This is a genomic window from Siphonobacter sp. SORGH_AS_0500, assembly GCF_031453245.1.
In the GTDB taxonomy this organism is placed as follows: domain Bacteria; phylum Bacteroidota; class Bacteroidia; order Cytophagales; family Spirosomataceae; genus Siphonobacter.
Genome location: NZ_JAVIYT010000001.1, coordinates 1424971 through 1444657, shown reverse-complemented (window position 1 = coordinate 1444657; position 19687 = coordinate 1424971). Strand labels below are relative to the sequence as shown.

At 45.3% G+C, this 19687-nt stretch carries 9 protein-coding genes and 1 pseudogene; 3 read left to right on the top strand and 7 right to left on the bottom strand.

Annotated features, from left to right (window positions below; translation table 11 throughout):
- The first annotated feature begins 643 nt into the window (after nt 1–643).
- Nucleotides 644–5644, top strand: coding sequence for a C25 family cysteine peptidase (locus tag QE357_RS06020; protein ID WP_309706408.1), 5001 nt, complete (start codon nt 644–646; stop codon nt 5642–5644).
- A gap of 52 nt (nt 5645–5696) precedes the next feature.
- Here QE357_RS06020 and QE357_RS06015 read toward each other — a convergent pair whose 3' ends face one another.
- On the bottom strand, nt 5697–6542 hold the full coding sequence (locus QE357_RS06015) for a universal stress protein (protein WP_106636282.1): 846 nt from the start codon (nt 6540–6542) through the stop codon (nt 5697–5699).
- Between the two features lie 171 nt (nt 6543–6713).
- Between QE357_RS06015 and QE357_RS06010 the strand changes: the two are divergent.
- Nucleotides 6714–8391: pseudogene (locus QE357_RS06010) on the top strand (glutamine--tRNA ligase/YqeY domain fusion protein).
- 159 nt (nt 8392–8550) lie between these two features.
- Here QE357_RS06010 and QE357_RS06005 read toward each other — a convergent pair.
- From QE357_RS06005 to QE357_RS05985, 5 genes are all read right to left on the bottom strand, one after another.
- Nucleotides 8551–9390 (bottom strand): endonuclease/exonuclease/phosphatase family protein, encoded by an 840-nt coding sequence (locus QE357_RS06005; RefSeq protein WP_309706407.1) that lies wholly within the window; start codon nt 9388–9390, stop codon nt 8551–8553.
- 970 nt (nt 9391–10360) lie between these two features.
- Entirely contained in the window at nt 10361–11575 is a 1215-nt protein-coding gene (locus QE357_RS06000) for a potassium/proton antiporter (protein WP_106636279.1), read from the bottom strand.
- Between the two features lie 122 nt (nt 11576–11697).
- Entirely contained in the window at nt 11698–12168 is a 471-nt protein-coding gene (locus QE357_RS05995; protein WP_309706406.1) for a BamA/TamA family outer membrane protein, read from the bottom strand.
- Nucleotides 12149–14935: a hypothetical protein gene (locus tag QE357_RS05990; RefSeq protein WP_309706405.1), complete on the bottom strand. Its 2787-nt coding sequence runs from the start codon at nt 14933–14935 to the stop codon at nt 12149–12151. The genes QE357_RS05995 and QE357_RS05990 overlap by 20 nt, the downstream gene beginning before the upstream one ends.
- 60 nt (nt 14936–14995) lie before the next feature.
- Nucleotides 14996–16057, bottom strand: a complete 1062-nt coding sequence (locus QE357_RS05985) for an FAD-binding oxidoreductase (RefSeq protein ID WP_307142370.1) — start codon at nt 16055–16057, stop codon at nt 14996–14998.
- A gap of 281 nt (nt 16058–16338) precedes the next feature.
- Between QE357_RS05985 and QE357_RS05980 the strand changes: the two genes are divergently transcribed.
- Nucleotides 16339–18252 (top strand): M14 family metallopeptidase, encoded by a 1914-nt coding sequence (locus QE357_RS05980; RefSeq protein ID WP_309706404.1) that lies wholly within the window; start codon nt 16339–16341, stop codon nt 18250–18252.
- 592 nt (nt 18253–18844) lie between these two features.
- Here the strand turns inward: QE357_RS05980 and cmk are convergent.
- A complete protein-coding gene (gene cmk, locus QE357_RS05975; protein WP_309711331.1) occupies nt 18845–19531 on the bottom strand; it encodes a (d)CMP kinase in 687 nt (228 codons plus the stop codon).
- Nucleotides 19532–19687: the final 156 nt, after the last annotated feature.

Genomic DNA, 19687 nt, shown 5'->3' with positions numbered 1-19687 from the left:
CTATTTTATTACTACCCCCTATTTATATTCTAAACCTTAAGCAACTAATATGTTATTAACCAGTCAACGTAAGCTCTTGCTTCTTTTTATATCAGTCACGGCATTATCACTAGTAAGGATACTAATGTCTAGTGATTATTGCCTGGTAAATGACTCTCATTATTACATCCAGACTGCGGAGAGGTTTAAAGCAGGGTTGGGGCCAACGATTGTATTAGAAAGTGGCAAAATTGTATACAATTCCATTTGGCCTCTTGGTTATCCATCATTCATTCTAATTGGGTTATATCTCGGACTAAATGGCATATGGGCTTCAAAACTTGTCAACCTGATCGTCATTATTTGGGTATTGTATGAATTAAATAAAACCTGGGCAGACAAAGCTCCTATCCTGGCCTTATCGCTGCTTGCTTTCATTAAAGTATTAGCTTTCAGTTGGTCAGAATCCTTATTATTCGCTTTTACACTTTCTTTTACTCATGGAATCTGGCATGCCTTCCATAACCAAATGAATTTTCGTCTATTCTTTTGGATTTTCATAACTGGATTTGGTATGTTCTTTACCAAATACATTGGAGGTATTTCAGCAGGATTAATTTTTATAGCTGCTTTACTTGCGTACTTTACTAATAAAAAAAAATTAATGTTTCAGTTCTTAATTTTAGGGTTATTGTTAATCTTAAGTTTCGGCGGATATTTTTTTATTAGTGAAAAACTCAGTAATCATATTTGGGGCGGTACTCGTTTTATTGCCGTTGAACCCTGGCCTGAATGGACATTAATGGTTTTAAGTTCTTTAGCGAATGAGTTGTTACTTATTCGAGATTGGGATAACTTTTATTCTGTTGATTTTATAGGTTTACTAGGTTTTTTTATTCAGGGGTATATCATCTATAAGCTTTTAAAAATTAGAGTATCCACTCCTGAAAAAGCCAATCCCCATTCCATTCAACTTACTTATTGGTACTTAGTGGTAGCTCTGGTATTAGGCGTTACATTAATTATCCTACGGGCATTTTCTCCTTTTGATCCTCTGGATATTCGCTTAATGGCTCCTTCCACTTTTTTTCTACTTCTCTTCGTTCTCGGGCATTTTGCAGCTTTACCTATCTACTGGAGAAAAGTTCAACGCTATATATTTTTTATATTTGCCCTATCATCCATTTGTGCCCTTTTACCTAAAAAATTCAATCCATTAAAGCCTTTGGAAAAACTATCCATCCCCACCCAGAAGATTTATTTACTATTCATCCTAATCGGCCTGTTTTCCCCGTTTCTGGCATCGGCTCAGACTTTCGGGAATGAATGGATCAATTATGAGCAATCCTATTTCAGAATTCCAATTGCTCAAAAAGGGGTGTATCGAATTACCTCTGCTGAATTACAGAAGGCCGGATTCAATACGGGCATTGATCCCCGCATGATCCAGTTGTACTGGCGAGGAAAAGAACAGTCGATTTTTGTAGAAGGCGAACAAGACCGAAAACTCGATGCCTCCGACTATATCGAGTTTTATGCCGAAGGAAATGATGGAGCTCCCGACTCATTATTATACATTCCCAATAGTGCTCAGCCTCATCCTTACTTTAGTCTTTATTCCGATTCGACGGCTTATTTTCTAACCTACTCTACCACTGGAAAAGCCGGGAAACGAATGGATTCTTACCGGGATACGGATTATTCCTCTTTAACTCCCGAAGCATATCATCTGGAAGAGATTCTGAAACTTTATACGTCTGACTATCCCGTTGGTTTTGCCCGCCCCGTAGGAACGCTGGCAGGAGCCATGCTTTTCAGCCATTATGATTACGGAGAAGGCTGGACAGGTCCCGTAAGGTCTATAAACGAAGAATGGCAGGAAAACTTTACCATTACCGATCTGGCTACCTCTGCGGCAACAAAACCCCGAGTAGAATGGCTAATGACGGGGCGATTACCTGATAATCACCGACTTGTTTTTTCAGCAGGCTCCGCTTCCCGAACGCTCGGAGAAGGTTTTTTTGAATATTATTATACAAAAAAATTCAGTTTCCCACTTGAGTTTTCAGACATCAGTAACCAGACATTAGTCTTAAAAACGGTTTCCAAAGGGGTTAATAACGGCTCTCGGGATGCGTATTCAGCTACCTACGCCCGAGTAACTTATCCGCAGCTCACTCGCATGAATGGCTTGGGTTCTAAGACATTCCAGTTGATTCCTCAATCAGCCGGTCGCTCTTATCTTTCAATTCCCGGCAGTAACAATGCTTCGCTCCTTGCCTACGACATTACGGATAAAAATGAAGTTCGCCGAATTGGCGGCTTACCTTCAGATACTGATTTTCAGGTTATTGTCAGAGGAACTCAAGCGGCTCGAAAAGTTCTGATTACGCGGGAGTTTAAATCTGTACCTCTTATTTCGCGAACCTCTTTCCGAAACATCAATCCCAAATCACACAACTATTTAATCATTACGCATCCGGCTTTACAAAAACCTGCGGGTAGTGAGTCAGATGCGGTTCGGGCGTATGCCCGTTACAGAGCCTCCGAAGCGGGTGGAAAATACGATACCTTAACGGTTTCCATTTTTCAGTTATACGATCAGTTCAATTACGGAGAAACGAGTCCGCTGGCCATTCGGCGTTTTCTGGATTTTATGCTCAGAAAAGGAAATCCCCAGTCTGTTTTCCTAATCGGCCAATCTACCGATCCGCAAGGGTTAAGATTTAGTCCTAATCGGAATCAGATTGACATGGTTCCTAGTTCAGGCTGGCCTGGCTCCGATATTACCATGACTATGGGATTAAATGGCAAAGGAATTTACGAGCCCGCTATCCCCATTGGAAGACTTCAAACCAACAGTCCACAAACTGTTTTAGACTATCTGGCTAAAGTCAAGGAGCATGAGTCCAAACCCATGACCGACTTGTGGCAAAAAAACATTTTACACTTGAGCGGCGGACGTAGTTCGTATGAATTGCTTTCTTTTCGAAACAACTTAAATCAGTTACAGCAAACCGCACAGAATAAGCTTTTAGGCACCCGGGTAGAATTAATGGGCAAGAAAACCGATGAACCTGTTGAGTTTTTGAACATTCAGGAACAGGTTAATAGTGGTTTATCGATGATTACTTTCTTCGGACATTCCAGCCCTACGGTTTCGGACATTGAGATTGGCATGGCCTCAAATGAGCAGTTAGGGTATCGTAATAACGGGAAATATCCGCTCATCTTTATGAATGGTTGTGCCTCTGGTAACTTTTACTTCCAGAATTCTAAAACCTTTGGGACAGACTGGGTAAACACCCCTAATAAAGGAGCGATTCTATTTTTAGCGTTAACTGACATTGGTTATCCTTTTGTTCTGAAAGAATATGCGGACCAGATTTACAATGGTTTGTTCTCAGACAGCACCACGTTTGCCAAACCTTTCGGCTACATTCAGCAACAGGCCGTGAAACGCTTTCTGGCAAACAATAGCGATTTTTACCACGTTGCTCACGCCGAACAATTTACCCTTCAGGGAGACCCAGCTATCGTTTTGTATCCGGCTTCCAAGCTGGATTATGCCATCAAGTCCCAAACGCTTTTTGTTCAGGGCCTGGACAAGAAAGCACTAACCATCCCAGCCGACTCTTTCCGGGTAGGTATTGTCATTAGCAATCTGGGTAAAAATGTAAAGAAACCTTTTTCGGTAAACCTGAAAAGAACACTTTCCAATGGTCGTGAAATTGATCTGGGGACAAAGCAATACGCCCCTATTGCCTATCAGGATACGATTTATTTTACGGTTAACAACCAAGCCCATGCGGGTGGGAACACCCGTTTCGATGTAGTTATTGACGCGAACAATCAACTCGACGAAATTTCAAAACAGAACAATAAAGCCAGTCTGAATGTAGTCCTTCCCGGCTCACTAGCCCGGCCTTTGTTACCTCATGACTTTGCCATTATAGGTACTCAGGAAAATAACACGCCTACCGCTCGACTCGTAGCCGAATACACGCCAGTCGCTACTATCAGCGGTACGCCTCAGATTATATTCGAACTGGACACTTCCGCAGCATTTACCAGCTCGTTCAAGAAAACGACGACTTTACCCATTAGTAATACCGAAGGCTGGAAGGTGTCTTTATTAGCTACCGACAGCACGGTTTATTTCTGGCGGGTTCGGAGTGCCGATCAGGCTTTGAGCAATAATAATCAATGGTCTACCGCTTCGTTTACTTACATTAAAGGGAGTACGGGCGGCTGGGCTCAGAGTAATGCAACCCAGTTTGATAACGTACTTACGGATTTCGCCGTGCTTCAGAATAACCGCTGGAGTTTCACCGGAACGGCAACGGCGGCAACGCTGAGTTCGGCCCTCATTGGCCCGGCAAATCAATGGGGTGCTATTCGTCAGCAGGTAACCCGGAATGCTCAGCAGAAATCATCATTAGATGTGTATGGCGTGGATAACCAGGGAAATGAAACGCTGCTTTACGCCAACCTGACTTCTAGTCTGACCGATATTAAAAATGGTGTTGATGCTAAAAAATATCCTTACCTGCGACTGCGTGAAAAGATCAGCGGCCCAACGGCTCCGCAGCTCAATCGGTGGTTAGTATCGTATCAGGAAGTACCCGAAGGAGCCCTCCACTTGAAGGGGCAGTCGGCGTATGTACCCAATACAACAACTTACCTTACGGAAGGAGCCCCCTACACGCAAAACCTGAGCTTTGACCTGGCCAGTACGCAGCTATTTGCTGATTCGCTGACAGTCACAGAAGTAGTTACGAATGCCACTTCCGGCCTGAACCAGACCAGACAGTATAAAGTCAATTCGGCCAAGACTATTCCACTTAGCATTGCCTATGCTAATCTGGCCACTGGAGAAAACCGCATTGCCGTAACCGTGAACCCACAAGTTTTACCGGAAGTAAGCTATACGAATAACCTGATTACCCTGATCGCCCACGTCCAGCCCGACCGCTCGGCTCCGATTCTGGAAGTTACCTTTGATGGAAAAACCATTCCGAATGGGTCTTTCGTTTCGGCAAATCCAACCATTGCTATTCGGTTAAAAGACGAAAATAAATACGTCCTCAGAAAGGATACTTCAGGCATTGACATGTATCTGCAACGTCGCTTCCCTGACACCACTGCCCTGCAACGGATTTCGTTTCAAAATCCCAACGTTAGCTGGCAAATGGTATCCGAAAATGATTTCCGGGCTACCTATCAGCCTAAGAATTTACCCGAAGGCACGTATTATTTCCAGGTGAATGGTTCGGATGCAACGGGTAACCTGGCCGGTTCAACCCCGTATAACATCACGTTTGTCGTTAAAAACGAAACGGGAATTCAGCAATTGGTGGTAAGTCCGAATCCGCTGACGTATTACACCCGCTTCAGTCTAAACCTGACCGGAACAAGCGTTCCCGATGCGATGGCCATTGAGATTTATAACCTTCAGGGACAATTGCTACGGATCATTTCCAATGAAAATCAGAAGCTTCAGATCGGACAAAACGATTATTACTGGGATGGCACTGACCAGCGGGGCAGTCGTCTACCAATTGGGACGTACATTTATAAATTAAAGATTCAGGAACAAGGGCAGAGTTACCCCTTCCTCGATCCTAATACGAAGACGTCAGGCCGGGTGATTATCGTCCGCTAATCATAAAAAAACCGGAGAGTGATCTCCGGTTTTTTTATGAATCATGTAGTTACTAATCAAGATCCGGTAAAGGAAAAATGAGCACCGGTACCGGACTGTGGAGCAGTAATTTTTTCGTTTTGCTGGGGTTTACCAGTTGCGTAAACAAATTACGGTGATGTGTACTCATCACTAATAAATCAGCTTCGGTATCCTTCACTAGTTCCAGAATTCCCTCCTGAATCGAACTGGTTTTACGCTGAAGCAAGGTAATATGGTGTTCAGGGAACTGAGCCTGAATATTCGCCAGCATCTCGTCATCCGAGTTCACATTGGGTTCGTGGTCCGACTGTACGTTAATGAGTTGAACCGTCGCTCCCAAGGCATTAGCCCATTGATAGGTTTTCGCCAGACTTTGCGTCTCTTCAAATTCAAGCTGGGTGGCGTAGGCGATTCTTTTGAACCCATAGTGCGTTACTTCACCGGGGACGACCAATAAAGGAACGCCAATTTCATCGAAAAGCTGCGTTGAAGAGTTGCCAAACAAGTCAGAAAACCAACCACCCGATTCGCTGGACTCCGTGCGACCCATAATGACCAGATCAACACCCTTATCTTCGGTAAATTCCTTAACAACGGGCGTCAAAGGTCCTAATTCCAGATACGCCGTCACGATTACGTTTCTGGCTTTTAATTCTTCTGTTAATTTATCAATTTGCTCTTGGGCAGAATTTCGGTAAGTTTCCTCCCACTCTACCGTTAGCGGCGGGCCCGTTAAGGTCTCCGTCATGGGATAAACCGGCAGGTACGTATGCAGGAGGTGTATAGTAGCGGACTGTCTGGAGGCCAAATAAACGGCTGTTTCTAAAGCCGGACGAGAATTTTCAGTAAAATCGGTTGCAACGAGGATATTTTTCATGGTAGTTTGAAGATTAATGGCCGAAAAGAATACTTTTTTCGTTAGTATAACAAAGATATACGATTAAAAAATTATCATCATTTCACTAAAATCACAGGATATGATGATGTAATTCATATTTAATTTCGGGAAGGTGCTTAATTTCGCCTTTCCTAACGAGCCGCACCGCGTATGACGGAAGATACAAAAGAAGTTAAGTCCTTAAATTTCCTAGAAGAAATTGTTGAAAACGACCTCCGAGAAGGTAAAACCGGAGGACGCCTGTTAACCCGATTTCCACCCGAGCCGAATGGATATCTGCACCTGGGCCATGCAAAAAGCATTTGCCTGAATTTTGGTTTAGCCCAAAAATATGGTGGACAGACCAACCTACGCTTTGATGATACGAACCCGATTACGGAAGATACCGAATACGTGGATTCGATCAAGGCTGACGTTCGCTGGCTGGGTTTTGAATGGGCCGCCGAATTATACGCTTCTGACTACTTTGCTCAGTTGTATGAATTCGCAAAAAAATTGATCCAGCAGGGCCTAGCTTATGTAGATGATTCGACGGCTGAAGCCATTGCCAGCCAGAAAGGTACTCCTACGGAACCCGGCCAGGATAGCCCCTTCCGTACTCGTTCGATAGAAGAAAACCTGGCATTATTTGAAGGCATGAAAGCCGGAAAATATCCCGACGGTAGTCGCGTATTGAGAGCCAAAATTGACATGGCTTCGCCCAACATGCACTTCCGGGATCCGGTTATTTATCGAATCAAACACGCTCATCACCATCGCACGGGCGATCAGTGGTGTATTTATCCCATGTATGATTTCGCTCACGGTCAGTCCGACTCAATTGAGCAAATCACGCATTCGATCTGTACGCTGGAATTTATTCCGCACCGTCCGCTCTACGACTGGTTCATTGATAAGCTGGATATTTTCCCTTCGCATCAGTACGAATTTGCCCGCCTGAATCTGACTTATACCGTGATGAGTAAGCGGAAGCTGAAACAACTGGTGGAAGAAGGGCACGTAGCGGGATGGGACGATCCCCGGATGCCAACGCTTTCAGGTGTGCGTCGTCGCGGCTATACTCCCGAAGCCATTCGCGATTTCTGCGAGCGGATCGGCGGTGGCCAAACGCGATAACCTGATTGACGTAGGTTTACTGGAATTCTGTGTTCGCGAACACCTGAACAAGATTGCCACTCGCGTCATGGTAGTACTCGATCCTGATCCAATCAAGGTCGTTATTACCAACTATCCCGAAGGACAAACCGAAGAGCTTTCGATTGAGAACAACCCGGAACAACCCGAAGAAGGCAGCCGAAATGTAACATTCTCCCGCGAAATTCTGGTGGAACGCGAAGATTTCATGGAAAATCCTCCGAAGAAATTCTTCCGCCTGGCTCCTGGTAATCGCGTTCGTCTGAAAGGAGCGTACATCATTGAATGTAACGACGTAATTAAAGACAGCGAAGGCAAAGTAACCGAACTGCATTGTACGTACGTTCCCGAAAGTAAATCAGGATCGGATACCTCTGGACTGAAAGTTCAGGGAACGATTCACTGGGTGAACGCAGCAACGGCCCTTCCTGTGGAAGTTCGTCTCTACGATCGTCTGTTCCAGGTCGAAGATTTGAGCGAAGCCGAAGGCGATTTCAAAGATCACCTGAATCCTAATTCGCTGGAAATTGTACATGCCTTTGCCGAGCCCAGTCTGAAAGAAGCAACGGGTACGTATCAGTTCCTGAGAAAAGGCTATTTCTGCCTTGATTCGGATTCTTCGTCTGAACGTCTGATTTTCAACCGCACCGTAGGTTTGAAAGACTCCTGGGCGAAAGATCAGAAGAAGAAATAAGTAGTTGATCGTTTGGGGCCGCCGCAACGGCGGTCAGTTTTCAGTTGATAGTCTACGTTTTACAACTGAACCATAGATTATAACTAACTACAAGAGCATAGACTAAAAAAAGCCACGACTGATTGTCAGTCGCGGCTTTTTTTAGTCTATGCTCTCCTTTTATAAAACTGCTTTAATGACTACGGGTTGGTGATCGGAGAAATATCTCTGGTCTTTCGCATCTACCAATACGCCGTATTTCAGCACTTTAATTCCTTTGCTTGTGAAAATATAGTCGATACGGGTTTTCAGCGGAGCATCAAATTTAAAAGCGTTGAACGTGCCTTCAGGGCCGTAGGGGGCCATTTCTGTTACACTGCGGGAGTCATTCAACAAGGTTTGAATTTCCTTGATTTGCTCGGTGTCGGGCGTTGAATTGAAATCTCCCGTCAGAAAGGTGGGAGCTCCTTTCGTTATTTCTTTAATCTTCTTCACCATCAGTTTGCCTGATTCCCGACGAGCGACTACGCCCTCGTGATCGAAATGTACATTAAAAAAGTAAAACTGCTTTCTTGACTGTACATCCTGCAACTTCACCCAGGAGCAAATGCGGTTACAACAGGTAGCGTCCCAGCCTTTACCAGGTTTTTCGGGCGTTTCGCTTAGCCAGAAATTACCCGAATCAAGTACTTTAAAACGATCTTTTTTGTAGAAAACAGCCGAATGCTCGCCGCCTTCCTTTCCATCATCGCGACCAGCACCGAAGTAGGCGTATTCTTTCATTTCCAATAAATCCTTCAACTGACCGATTAAGACTTCCTGCGTTCCGAAAATGTCAAAATCATGGTAACGAACCTGAGCTTTTACATTTTCTTTCCGATTGGGCCAGGCATTCACGCCGTCGTTGGGCGTATTATAACGCAAGTTATAGGAAGCAACCGTCAGCGTTGACGTTTTTTGTGCGAAAGCACCGGGAATCAAAGTCATTCCCCACCATAAAAGAACGAGTACTTTTTTCATATAAGAAATTCAAAAAACGCATCAACTGCGATCATCAGCCGCCAATGCGTAGGGTTTAGAACTACAAACGTACCAATCTTCGCCCATTACCAACCGGAGTTTTGACCTAAAGCCAGATTCATCAGACGATCTGCCTCCGAAATCAGACTCACAGCCCAAATGCTTTTCGTTTTAGTCGATAAAGAGCGATCCATCCTGATTGAATTGGTTTTAAAGGACCATAGAATTAGCCTCTCGGATTGCGGAGAAGCGATTGTTCTAATAGAAAATAAGATGATTTAGTAGTGGTTCTAATAGAAAATAAGATGATTTAGTAGTGCATTAGAAGTACTCTGGCAGCAAAGTTCATACGGTAATGAAATAACCTTTCATAGACTTCAATTGAGAAATCAGAGGAGAAGGTCAAAATGAAGCCACGAAATTAGGGAAGCAAAGGACCTGAAATATTACCCTAACATTACGTTCAATTATTAAATTGTTACCTAAAATAAGTCTCTAATAAAACTAATAAAGAGTGCCCCCGGATTTTATCCGGGGACACGGTTGATAATTATCTAATACCTAAAAGGATACATCATTACTTGATCTTCAGGATCTGTCATTCAGAGCAAAGCGAAGAACCTTATGCTCTTTTTCGAGCTGATTAGGTCATGCGTTAACTTGACTAAGCCAGCCTCGCCCCATTCTTCAGAATGGTCTCGCTCTTCGTTCGAGAGGTCAGGTGAAGAAACACGCCTACTACCCACGGGTGCGAGATTCCATTTCGTTCCTACCCTAAGGCAGGTTCCACCTTCCGTTCTCCCAAGCCTGTCAGCCCTAGCAAAGGCTTGAATTAAGGTTCTAAATTTTAGATAGCTTTTAAAAGAGCGTACGATTTTATATAAGTAATAGCCAGATTTAGAATCCTCTTCGCTGATTGCACCTAGGGAAATCTAAGGATGCACTTTTCATCCGCTAACGTACATATGCCTTACAATCGGCTAGCATCTGCCTGACTTTCATTTAGTTTCAGCCGATTAGCCAGCCAGCCCAGCGTGGTTCCCTGCAATAGCACTGAGATAATGACGACCGCAAAAACGGTGTTGAAGATTACATCCGCTACCCGGACGCGGGAGATGAGCGGGATGAGGCTAAACACAATGGGTGTAGCTCCGCGAAGGCCTACCCAACTAACGAAGATCTTTTTCTGCAAGCTAGCCCGAAAAGGCGTGAGCGTTACAAACACACTTATGGGTCGGGCTATTAAGACCAGGAATCCAGTGATAATCAGAGCCTGGGGCAGAAAATCCAGCATGTTTCTTGGAAAAACCTGCAAACCCAAAATTACGAACAGACTAATTTCCATGAGCCAGGAGATACTTTCAAAAAAGAGATACGTTTCTTTCCGGCCCAGCCATTTTTCGCGGTAACTGCTCAGGACCATTCCTGTTACGTACATGCCCAGTAATACGTTCCCGTGTAGAATCGTAATTCCACCAACTCCCATCAGGATAACGGCCAGAATGAATACGGGGTACATTCCACGGGTATTCAGTCGGATTCGCTGGAGCATAACACTCGCGATCCAGCCAATCATTCCACCCATGATTAAGCCTACGGCCATTTCTTTGAAGAACATTTCAATCCAGTAAACAATGCTGGTATCCGAATCGCTTAACAGACTGGTAAAGGCCGTGGTAAGAAAGAAAGCCATGGGGTCATTCGTACCCGATTCTAATTCAAGGGTTTCCGAAATGTGTTCTTTCAAACGCAGTCCTTTCGAATCCAGAATGGAAAAGACTGCCGCTGCATCCGTTGAAGACAAGACCGAACCCACGAGTAAGCCCTCGAGATATCGAATTCCGAAAAGGGTATGCAGAAAAACCGCAATCAGGCCCGCGGTCAACATAACACCAACGGTTGACAGGGCCAACCCTCGGCCCAGAATCGGTTTAATGTGCTTGAAATCCGTTTCTAATCCTCCAATAAAGAGAATCAGAGCTAGGGCGACGTTGCTATAAGAAAGGGTAAACTCCGGGAAATCATACACAAAATCGAAAGGACCACCATTCCCGATAAACACGCCCAAAGCCAGATATAGAAGAAGGCTAGGCACGCCAAAGCGATGGGAAGATTTTGTTAACAAAATTCCCGATAACAGAAAAAATCCAAGTAATAAACAAATCCAGGGAAAGGTGAGCATCATGGCCGTACTAATAAACACTGGTAGTGCGTAAAATGTATGCCAGTAGCCCGAATCATTACCTCTTAAAAAAGAATAACCCGGGAGCTGAAGCTTCCGGGTTATCGCAATTCACGATGCATTTTCTAGAAATCGTGTCCCAACGAAATATGTAAAATTGGGGTTTGAGTCGTCTTGTCTTCTACGCCCCAGGCAAAATCACCTTTGACGTAATAACCCAGGAACAACGTCCGAACACCCACACCATACCCAATCAGATACGGATTTTTGAAGTTATTAACCGTTGCCGTCCAAACGCTTCCGGGGGCACTGACAATTTCCGTATTCAAACTGTTCTGACGACTGAAAGGGCCATTTCCGGTCCAGGCCGTTCCCACATCCGTAAAGGCCGTTAACTGGAAGTTTTGCAGGAACGTCGAAGTAAGCGGGCCTCGACTTAACACACGGAACACGGGCCAACGTAACTCGGCATTGAACAGCAGATAACTTTCGCCGGATAACTTGTTCATGCGGAACCCCCGCAGAGGCGTTACGAAATCGGTGAAGAATACATTTCGATAATCGGTGGTATAAGGACTAAGTGGGTTTTCTCGCATTTCGCACTTCCCGAACATTGCCAAAAGGAATCCAGTTATCAACGCCCCCCAGAATGCTTTGTTTGGGAGCTGCTCCGCCAGAGTTACCAAAGGAAATTCGCGTTGCCAGCGTCAGATCACGATAGATCTTGGTGTAATTGCGGGCATCCAACGTGATTTTGTAAAAGCTTTCCGAACTCAGCCGCATTCCCTGCTGCTGTTGGGCCCGCAGTTTGACGCGAGAGCCTTCCAGCAAATTTCGGCCATTGGTGCGGGTGTTATCAAACACCACTTCGCCCTGCAAGCCCACGAAACTGGACGAAGCATTGGGTATTCCAGAACTTCCCTGCGAACCATCTACCCGATTCAGCAGCGTAAACATGGGCGAGGCCGAAACCCGAAGGGCTTCGTTAATGGGATAAGATGCCGTAAGCGTCAGTCGGTTATAGCGGTATTTTGTAAACATTCCCGTTCCGACGGTAAATGTGTTATCAGCGAAAGCCCGACGATCAAAGCGGGCACTAAAATCAATGCGATGGGCCAGATACTGATATTCCGCAAAAATTTCGCTGGTACGGAACGTTGGCGTAATGAACAAACCACCTTTGATGATGTTGTTTTCCAGCATATCATTGATGGTAATGGTGTTTTGCCAGCCAAAACCGCTGCCGGGTGTGGTTAAATAAGGCAAGACCAGAAACTGGTTATCTGTCTTGTTCACCACAAACACATCTTTGTAATTGGTTGGCCCTTTGAGACGGGTGGCATCCCGACGAACGACCGTAGTGCGACTTCTCGAATTGGTAATAACCCGGGGAGCATTGCCAGCAGGCTGATTCGTTCGGCGTTCGGTTACTTTCAAACCTTCCAGATCAAACTGATAGTTATCGGTATCGACCTCTCCCGGTCTTAGTTTAATTCTGGAAGCATTTCCTACCCCCACGGGAGCTTTCGTAGGATCTGCCACTGCGGCTCCCTGAGCTTTGTTTACGCCACCATTCAGACGGATATTACGGATCGTTGAAGCATCGGGGTTAATAGCTGACGAAGATAATCCAGGCAGGAATTTCAATACCTGCTGCCCTTTTTCAAGGCTTACGTATGCTAAAGCTCCGCTGTTGGGGTTATAATCAAAAGCATTAATACTCTCGGCAAACTGACTCAGAGGACGAACCTGCTGAGCGGTAGTATCCAGTACGTAAAGGTTCTGGATGCCCTGTTCGTCACTCAGGAAAAATACTTTTTCACCATTCGTAGAGAAGGGCTGAGTCGCTCTGGATGCCAGTCGCTGTACGGTATTGGCCCGGGCATTTCCTTCGTGCAGGAACAGATTGAAACTGGTTGGTAAAGGCGTAGGAACGGGCTTAGTAGAAAGCGTATCCGTGGTCCGATTGGAAGTAAACAAGACTTTACTATTCGAACGCCCTACGAATGACGGCGTTAAGTCGTCATATAAGTCGTTCGTCAGTTGAGTTACGCCATTACGGCTGATGTTATATAGGAATAAATCGCTTTGTCCTTTGCGGTCGCCGCTGATGGCCAGCGTTGAGCCATCCTGCGAAATATCAAAACCAGCAATCTGATTAAAACCCCGAACGAAGCGGCGGGCCTTCAGCCGTAATCCTTTTTTAGAACCTGGTACGTACTGCGACAACAGGATGCGATCATCCTGCTGAGTTAGAATGTTCAGTGTTCCGTTATCCTGAAAGGCTAAGAGAGGAGCATGAATGGGCAATTCTCGCGTTAAAAAACGATCACCCCCTACCAGTAACTCTTCGGGTTTACCTCCCTGAGTGCCTGTAACGTATACCCGATAACGTCCGTGATCAATCATGGAATAAACCACCATGCGACGATCAGGACTAAGTTTGACCTGTTCAATTTGCTGACCAGAAAACAAATTATAACCCGCCAGTTTAGTACCTCCGGCAGGCTGAAAAGAACCTGCGGTGGAAGTAGCCATTTGGGTATAATAATCTTTCCAGTCGTTCACAAAACGAGCATAGGAAATCCCAAGCGTGCTGGAAATACTGGTTTGCTCCGTGCGAATGATGCGGGTCAGGTTGAGGATATTGGAGATATTATCCCGTCCGTAACGTTCGGCAATAAAATTCCAGATGGACTGCCCTATACGAGTAGCCTCATCGCCCGTTAACTGGGTTGGTTTTTTAAATTTCTTGTTCAACGCCACGTCCCGCATGTAATCATCCAGATCCCGGCTCCAGCCTTCGGCAACGTAAGCCGTGATTCCTGAAATGAACCATTCGGGTAAGGAAAGTAGCAATTGGCTTTGAAGGGCATCCTTCAGGCTTCCACCGTACAGCATGTCGTACACAAACACCGAAGAAACCTCTTTCGCGAGTTGCTTGCGGAATTCCATGTGATTGGCCGTAAAGGCAATCTGAACACGGGACTTGGACAGGTTTTCTTCCCGAATTTCAGCAATAGAGTTCAGCGAAACGCCGATATTACTCTGCTTTAAATCCGCGGGAGAATCATAGAGAAAAATCTTGGTGCGGCTGTAAGGGGTATAACTCAGCAGATCGGTAATGCGGTCAAATTCTGACTCGGCCATCTGGGCTGTATAAGTGGCCAGCGAGCGACTATTCCCGTGGAAATAAATTTCAAAGTTAGAGGTGGTCAGCACCTGCCAATCGTATCGTTCCCGCTGAATTCTGTTCTTTCCGAACTCTTCCATGGTTGGCATATAGACCTGTGCCTGGACGGTAACCGCCCCCAGAAGTAATCCACTCAACAAAGAAACTTTAAAAGTATTGGTCCAATCCATGGCTTAGGGCTTAGGGTACTCCGCATACTCACCCGCTGAAGCATACGGCTATTCGTTGATTTAGCTGAAATATAACGTATGGAATCGCTGAATATTCGCTTCGGGATGAAGTTCTTTCCTATCAACCAGAAAATCAGCGAATTGTTTGGCTAAAAAAGGGGCCATAGAGGTGCCTTTTGAGCCTAATCCATTAAAAATTCCGAGGGTCGAATGGCCCGGATGAACCCCGATGAAAGGTCGCCGTCCCTGCGTGGCTGGCCGAATCCCGGCCACGTGTTTTTCGATCTTAAAAGGCACTTTAATTAACTTCGAAAACTTATCCAGTAAATACGTTTTGCCCTTTTCTGAAGGCTCCCAGGTCAGATCGTTCCATTCGTAATTGGAACCTGCCCGGTATTTTCCGTTGGGATGAGCCTGAATCCAGACGCTCTGGTTCACAATGCCCGGAAACGATGGCCCCGGAATATCAAGGTTCATAATTTCACCCTTTACCACTGCCCAGGGTAACCAGTTAAAATGAGGATTGAATCGACCATAAGCCCCTTCGCAACTGATAATCATCTTCGCTTCATACGAACGCCAGCGAGCGGTTTCAGGGGTTAATTGCACTTCGTCCCACTGAAATTCCGTTTCTTCAAACGAATCTTCCTGCTCTAAAATTTTATGAATTTCGGTTAATAAAACGGGTAAATCTACCCAAGCCGCCTGTAAGGTCTCTAGACCGCCTAATTCGTTATGAATCAGTGGAGAATAGGCTTCATTTTGCTCGGAAGGTTTGACGTAACCTTCCAAAACCGGATTGGCCGTCTGAGCAATGAAGAAGTTCTGTTCCTCAATGGATTGATAAGGACGATACAGAGGAACCGGATAAAAAAATCGAGCCTGTAAGCTCTCTTCCAGTGCACTGTAGAAGGAATGTAAGAATGGGAACAACTCATCCGCGAGCCAGGTTTTCGCCAGCTTTCGTCCGGTAACCGGGTTACATATCCCCGCGGCCACCCGCGAAGACGAAGGTCGCTGATCGTCGATGACCCGGATTTTACATCCCCGACTCCGCAGAGTCCAAGCCAGCATTGACCCCGCAATGCCCTGACCTACGATCAGATAGTCTATTTTTTGCATGTGATTCTACTCAATGATGCTTCAAAATACGGCAGAAAATCTTAGTAACGCTTCTGACTACTTTTCAAGCCTTTTACTCAACAGCCAGCAATTCAGAATCTTATTTTATCCAATCCGCAATTGTCCATACATAAAACTAAAATTTGACGCTATGGTAAAAATTTATATGGCATAATTGACTTTTAAGTTTTGTTTAAATACGAATAATTTCCTAACATCAGTGTTTCGTTGGTTGCTCTCGCCCCTATTGAATAATTACCACTTCTTTTATCATTTTACGCATGAAAAAACGTATTACTTTCCTTTTTTGCCTCAGTCAGATGGCTGGTGCGTATGCCCAGCGTTCGTACTATGAAACGGAGAAAAAATGGCCTGAGCAGGACACCACCAGTAAGTTTTACAGCGTCAGGGGCGAACGACACGGTATTAGTTTCTTTAAAAAGCATCAGTTCAAAGACGTCGAATATCAGCCCGGGAAAACGCTCGCGTTCAATACTTATCATTCGCCTGATGTGATGTATTACTGGTGCAAAAAATGGGCCGAGCAGCATCCCAATCTGGTTGATTTGTATGAGGTAGCCAAGAGTTATGAAGGTCGCCCTATTTTGCAATTGACGCTGACCAATAAGAAGACGGGAAAACATACGGATAAACCAGCGGCGTATTTTGAAGGCGGTCGGCACAGCGGTGAGGTAACCAGTAGTGAATCAGTACTTTGGCTGACCAAATATCTTTTAGATAATTACGGGAAAGATCCAGCGATTACGAAATTACTGGATACCAAAACCGTCTACCTCCGTCCGCAGAATAACCCGGATGGATCGAATATGTATCTCTTCACGGCTCAGCGAAACCGTAGTTCCATTCGTCCGCATGATGACGACCGGGATGGCTTATTCGATGAAGATCCCGAGGAAGATTTGGATGGCGATGGAGTCATTTATCAGATTCGCAAAAAAGCAACGACCAAGGCCGATCTTGAGAAAGCCAATTACGTACTCGATCCCCGCGACTCCCGCCTGATGAAACGGGTGCAGGAAGGAAAAGGGCAATGGTTGGTTTATACAGAAGGCATTGACAACGACGGCGACGGAAAATATAATGAAGACGGCATTGGCGGGCTGGATATTCACCGGAATTACCCCGAAAACTGGCGACCCGATCAGGGCGGAGATTTTACGGGTCGGGGTTATACTCAGAATGGAGCCGGAGCTTACCCATTGAGTGAAATAGAAACGCGTTCGACGGTACTATGGCTATTGGGACATCCGAATATTTCGGTTGTCAACTCCATGGATACCCGCGTTCCGATGCACCTGCGACCACCTTCGACTTCCAAAGATACGGAAAGCATGTTCCCGGAGGACTTGAAGATTTACCGTCACATGGACAGTCTGGGCTTAGCCAACACGGGTTACCCCTGGGCAGGTGATGTCTATAATACGTACGCAACTCGTAGCAAGACCAATCGCTTAACGGGCGATCCAACGAAACCCGAACCGCTGTTCGGTCACGGTCCAGATTTTGGCTACTTTTATTACGGTTCGATTTGGTACGGGGATGAGTTATGGAACGGCGGAGCCATGAAAGATTATGACGGCGACGGTCAATACGATGAATATGACGGGATTCGCTGGGATGATGAAGCGAACGGAAAGAGGGGCTTCAAACCTTGGACGAAGTTTACGCATCCGCAGTTGGGTGAGGTCGAGCTGGGTGGGTTTCACCCGAAATTCTTCGCTCAGAATGGTCCGGCCTCAGTATTAGAAATGTGGATTTCGCGGCAGGCTAAATTCAACCTCGGCATGGCCTTCGAGTTACCGCAAATTGAACTAACGAACGTAAACGTGAAGCCACTTGCCAATAATGAATACGAAATAAAGGTAAACTGGAAAAACACTGGTAAGCTGCCCGTTGCCCTGGAACAGGCGAAACGCATCAAAATTGTTCAGGAAGATCGGGTAACACTCGACATTGATAAGGCTTTATTGAAAGAAAGTCCTGAGGCAAAAGTAGTAATTACGGAACCAGCTTTGTTCGATAAAACTATTTACGCGGGTTATACCACCGCTGGAGAACAGAAAGAAGCGACGTTTAAAGTAAAAGTAAACCAGTCTGGCTCGATTAAGGCGAAGGTAAAATTACTTTCCACCCGAGGCGGATATGTGGAGAAGGAGATTGTGGTTGGGAAGTAAGTTAGTTGTTAGTTGTTAGTTGTTAGTTGTTAGTTGTTAGTTGTTTATCAACTTCCCGAAAGTTTTAAAATTTTCGGGAGGGGTTAATTAATAGTTACAGGAAAGTGAAGCTTTGGTTCTTAGCTGGGACAAACAACAGAAAACCCCGGATTGACATCCGGGGCTATCCAGCCTGGGGCTATCCAGGTTCAACCCCTCCGGGGTTAGGTTTCCCTTTTCAAACAACTCCCTACGCTCTTTCGGATTTGTAATCCGAAAGCCCTCTGGAAGGGATTTATAATCCCTAAAGTAACACTAACCATCTCTACAGAAATGACCGCCTGTTATTGGAGATTGTAAACTCAAAAACCCCGCCGTGGTTGTTGTTCTCTTTTCAAGCAACTCTCCTACCTTTACAGGTTTTCTCTTTCAAACTGAAAACTGAAAACTGAAAACTGAAAACTGAAAACTGAAAACTGAAAACTGAAAACTGAAAACTGAAAACTGAAAACTGAAAACTGAAAACTGAAAACTGAAAACTCAAAACTCAAAACCGTAGCGACGGTCGCTCAAAACTCCAAACCGCAGCGGCGGCCGCTCCAAACTGAAAACCCTAAACGCTTTCCCCCATTCGTTCTTCCGCCCAGGATTTAATCAGAGCCACCTGTTCGTCGAAGGTCATAAATGAGTTATCCAGTACCAATGCATCTTCCGCCTGCCGCAGCGGTCCTTCGGAGCGAGTCATGTCAATGTGATCGCGTTTGGTTAAGTTCTCCAGTACTTCATCCAGAGAAATCAGATCTCCTTTTTCGAGTAACTCCGCTTGCCGTCGCTGAGCCCGAATCAACGGATCTGCCGTCATAAATACTTTCAGTTCTGCCTGCGGGAATACCATGGTGCCAATATCCCGACCATCCATGACAATGCCCTTCTGCTTTCCCATTTTCTGCTGTAAAGCCACCATCGCCCGACGCACTTCTACCACGGCACTTACTTCGCTTACCCGCTGGGAGATGTACATTTTTCGAATTTCATCTTCCACACACAACCCATTCAGATACGTTTCGTTCAACCGTTTTTCGGGATTAAACTGAAACGTAATGTGAATATTTTCGAGGGCCTTTTGAACCTCATGAGGATTAGTGATGGTTACATAATGTTGGTAAAAATACAGGCTAACCGCCCGGTACATGGCACCAGTATCGATATAACCGTATCCTAACTGAGCCGCGAGAACTTTAGCCGTTGAGCTTTTTCCGCAGCTTGAATAGCCGTCAATGGCGATGATGATTTTAGACATTTTATCAGAAATTGCTACTGAAAGCAACCGGGAAGTCATTTCATTGTAGAACTTTGGCAAAGGTAAAAAGTTTAGAGGAGTGATGCAGGGCTTATGCTGCGTATAAAGTTTGAAAGGTTTGAGTTCGTTAGAAAAGTTTGATACCGGAATGCTTTA

Coding starts and splice junctions, on each gene's coding strand:
- QE357_RS06020 (WP_309706408.1), top strand. CDS start 644: ATGTTTCAGTTCTTAATTTTAGGGTTATTGTTAATCTTAAGTTTCGGC.
- QE357_RS06015 (WP_106636282.1), bottom strand. CDS start 6,542: ATGAAAAATATCCTCGTTGCAACCGATTTTACTGAAAATTCTCGTCCG.
- QE357_RS06005 (WP_309706407.1), bottom strand. CDS start 9,390: ATGAAAAAAGTACTCGTTCTTTTATGGTGGGGAATGACTTTGATTCCC.
- QE357_RS06000 (WP_106636279.1), bottom strand. CDS start 11,575: ATGATGCTCACCTTTCCCTGGATTTGTTTATTACTTGGATTTTTTCTG.
- QE357_RS05995 (WP_309706406.1), bottom strand. CDS start 12,168: ATGCGAGAAAACCCACTTAGTCCTTATACCACCGATTATCGAAATGTA.
- QE357_RS05990 (WP_309706405.1), bottom strand. CDS start 14,935: ATGGATTGGACCAATACTTTTAAAGTTTCTTTGTTGAGTGGATTACTT.
- QE357_RS05985 (WP_307142370.1), bottom strand. CDS start 16,057: ATGCAAAAAATAGACTATCTGATCGTAGGTCAGGGCATTGCGGGGTCA.
- QE357_RS05980 (WP_309706404.1), top strand. CDS start 16,339: ATGAAAAAACGTATTACTTTCCTTTTTTGCCTCAGTCAGATGGCTGGT.
- cmk (WP_309711331.1), bottom strand. CDS start 19,531: ATGTCTAAAATCATCATCGCCATTGACGGCTATTCAAGCTGCGGAAAA.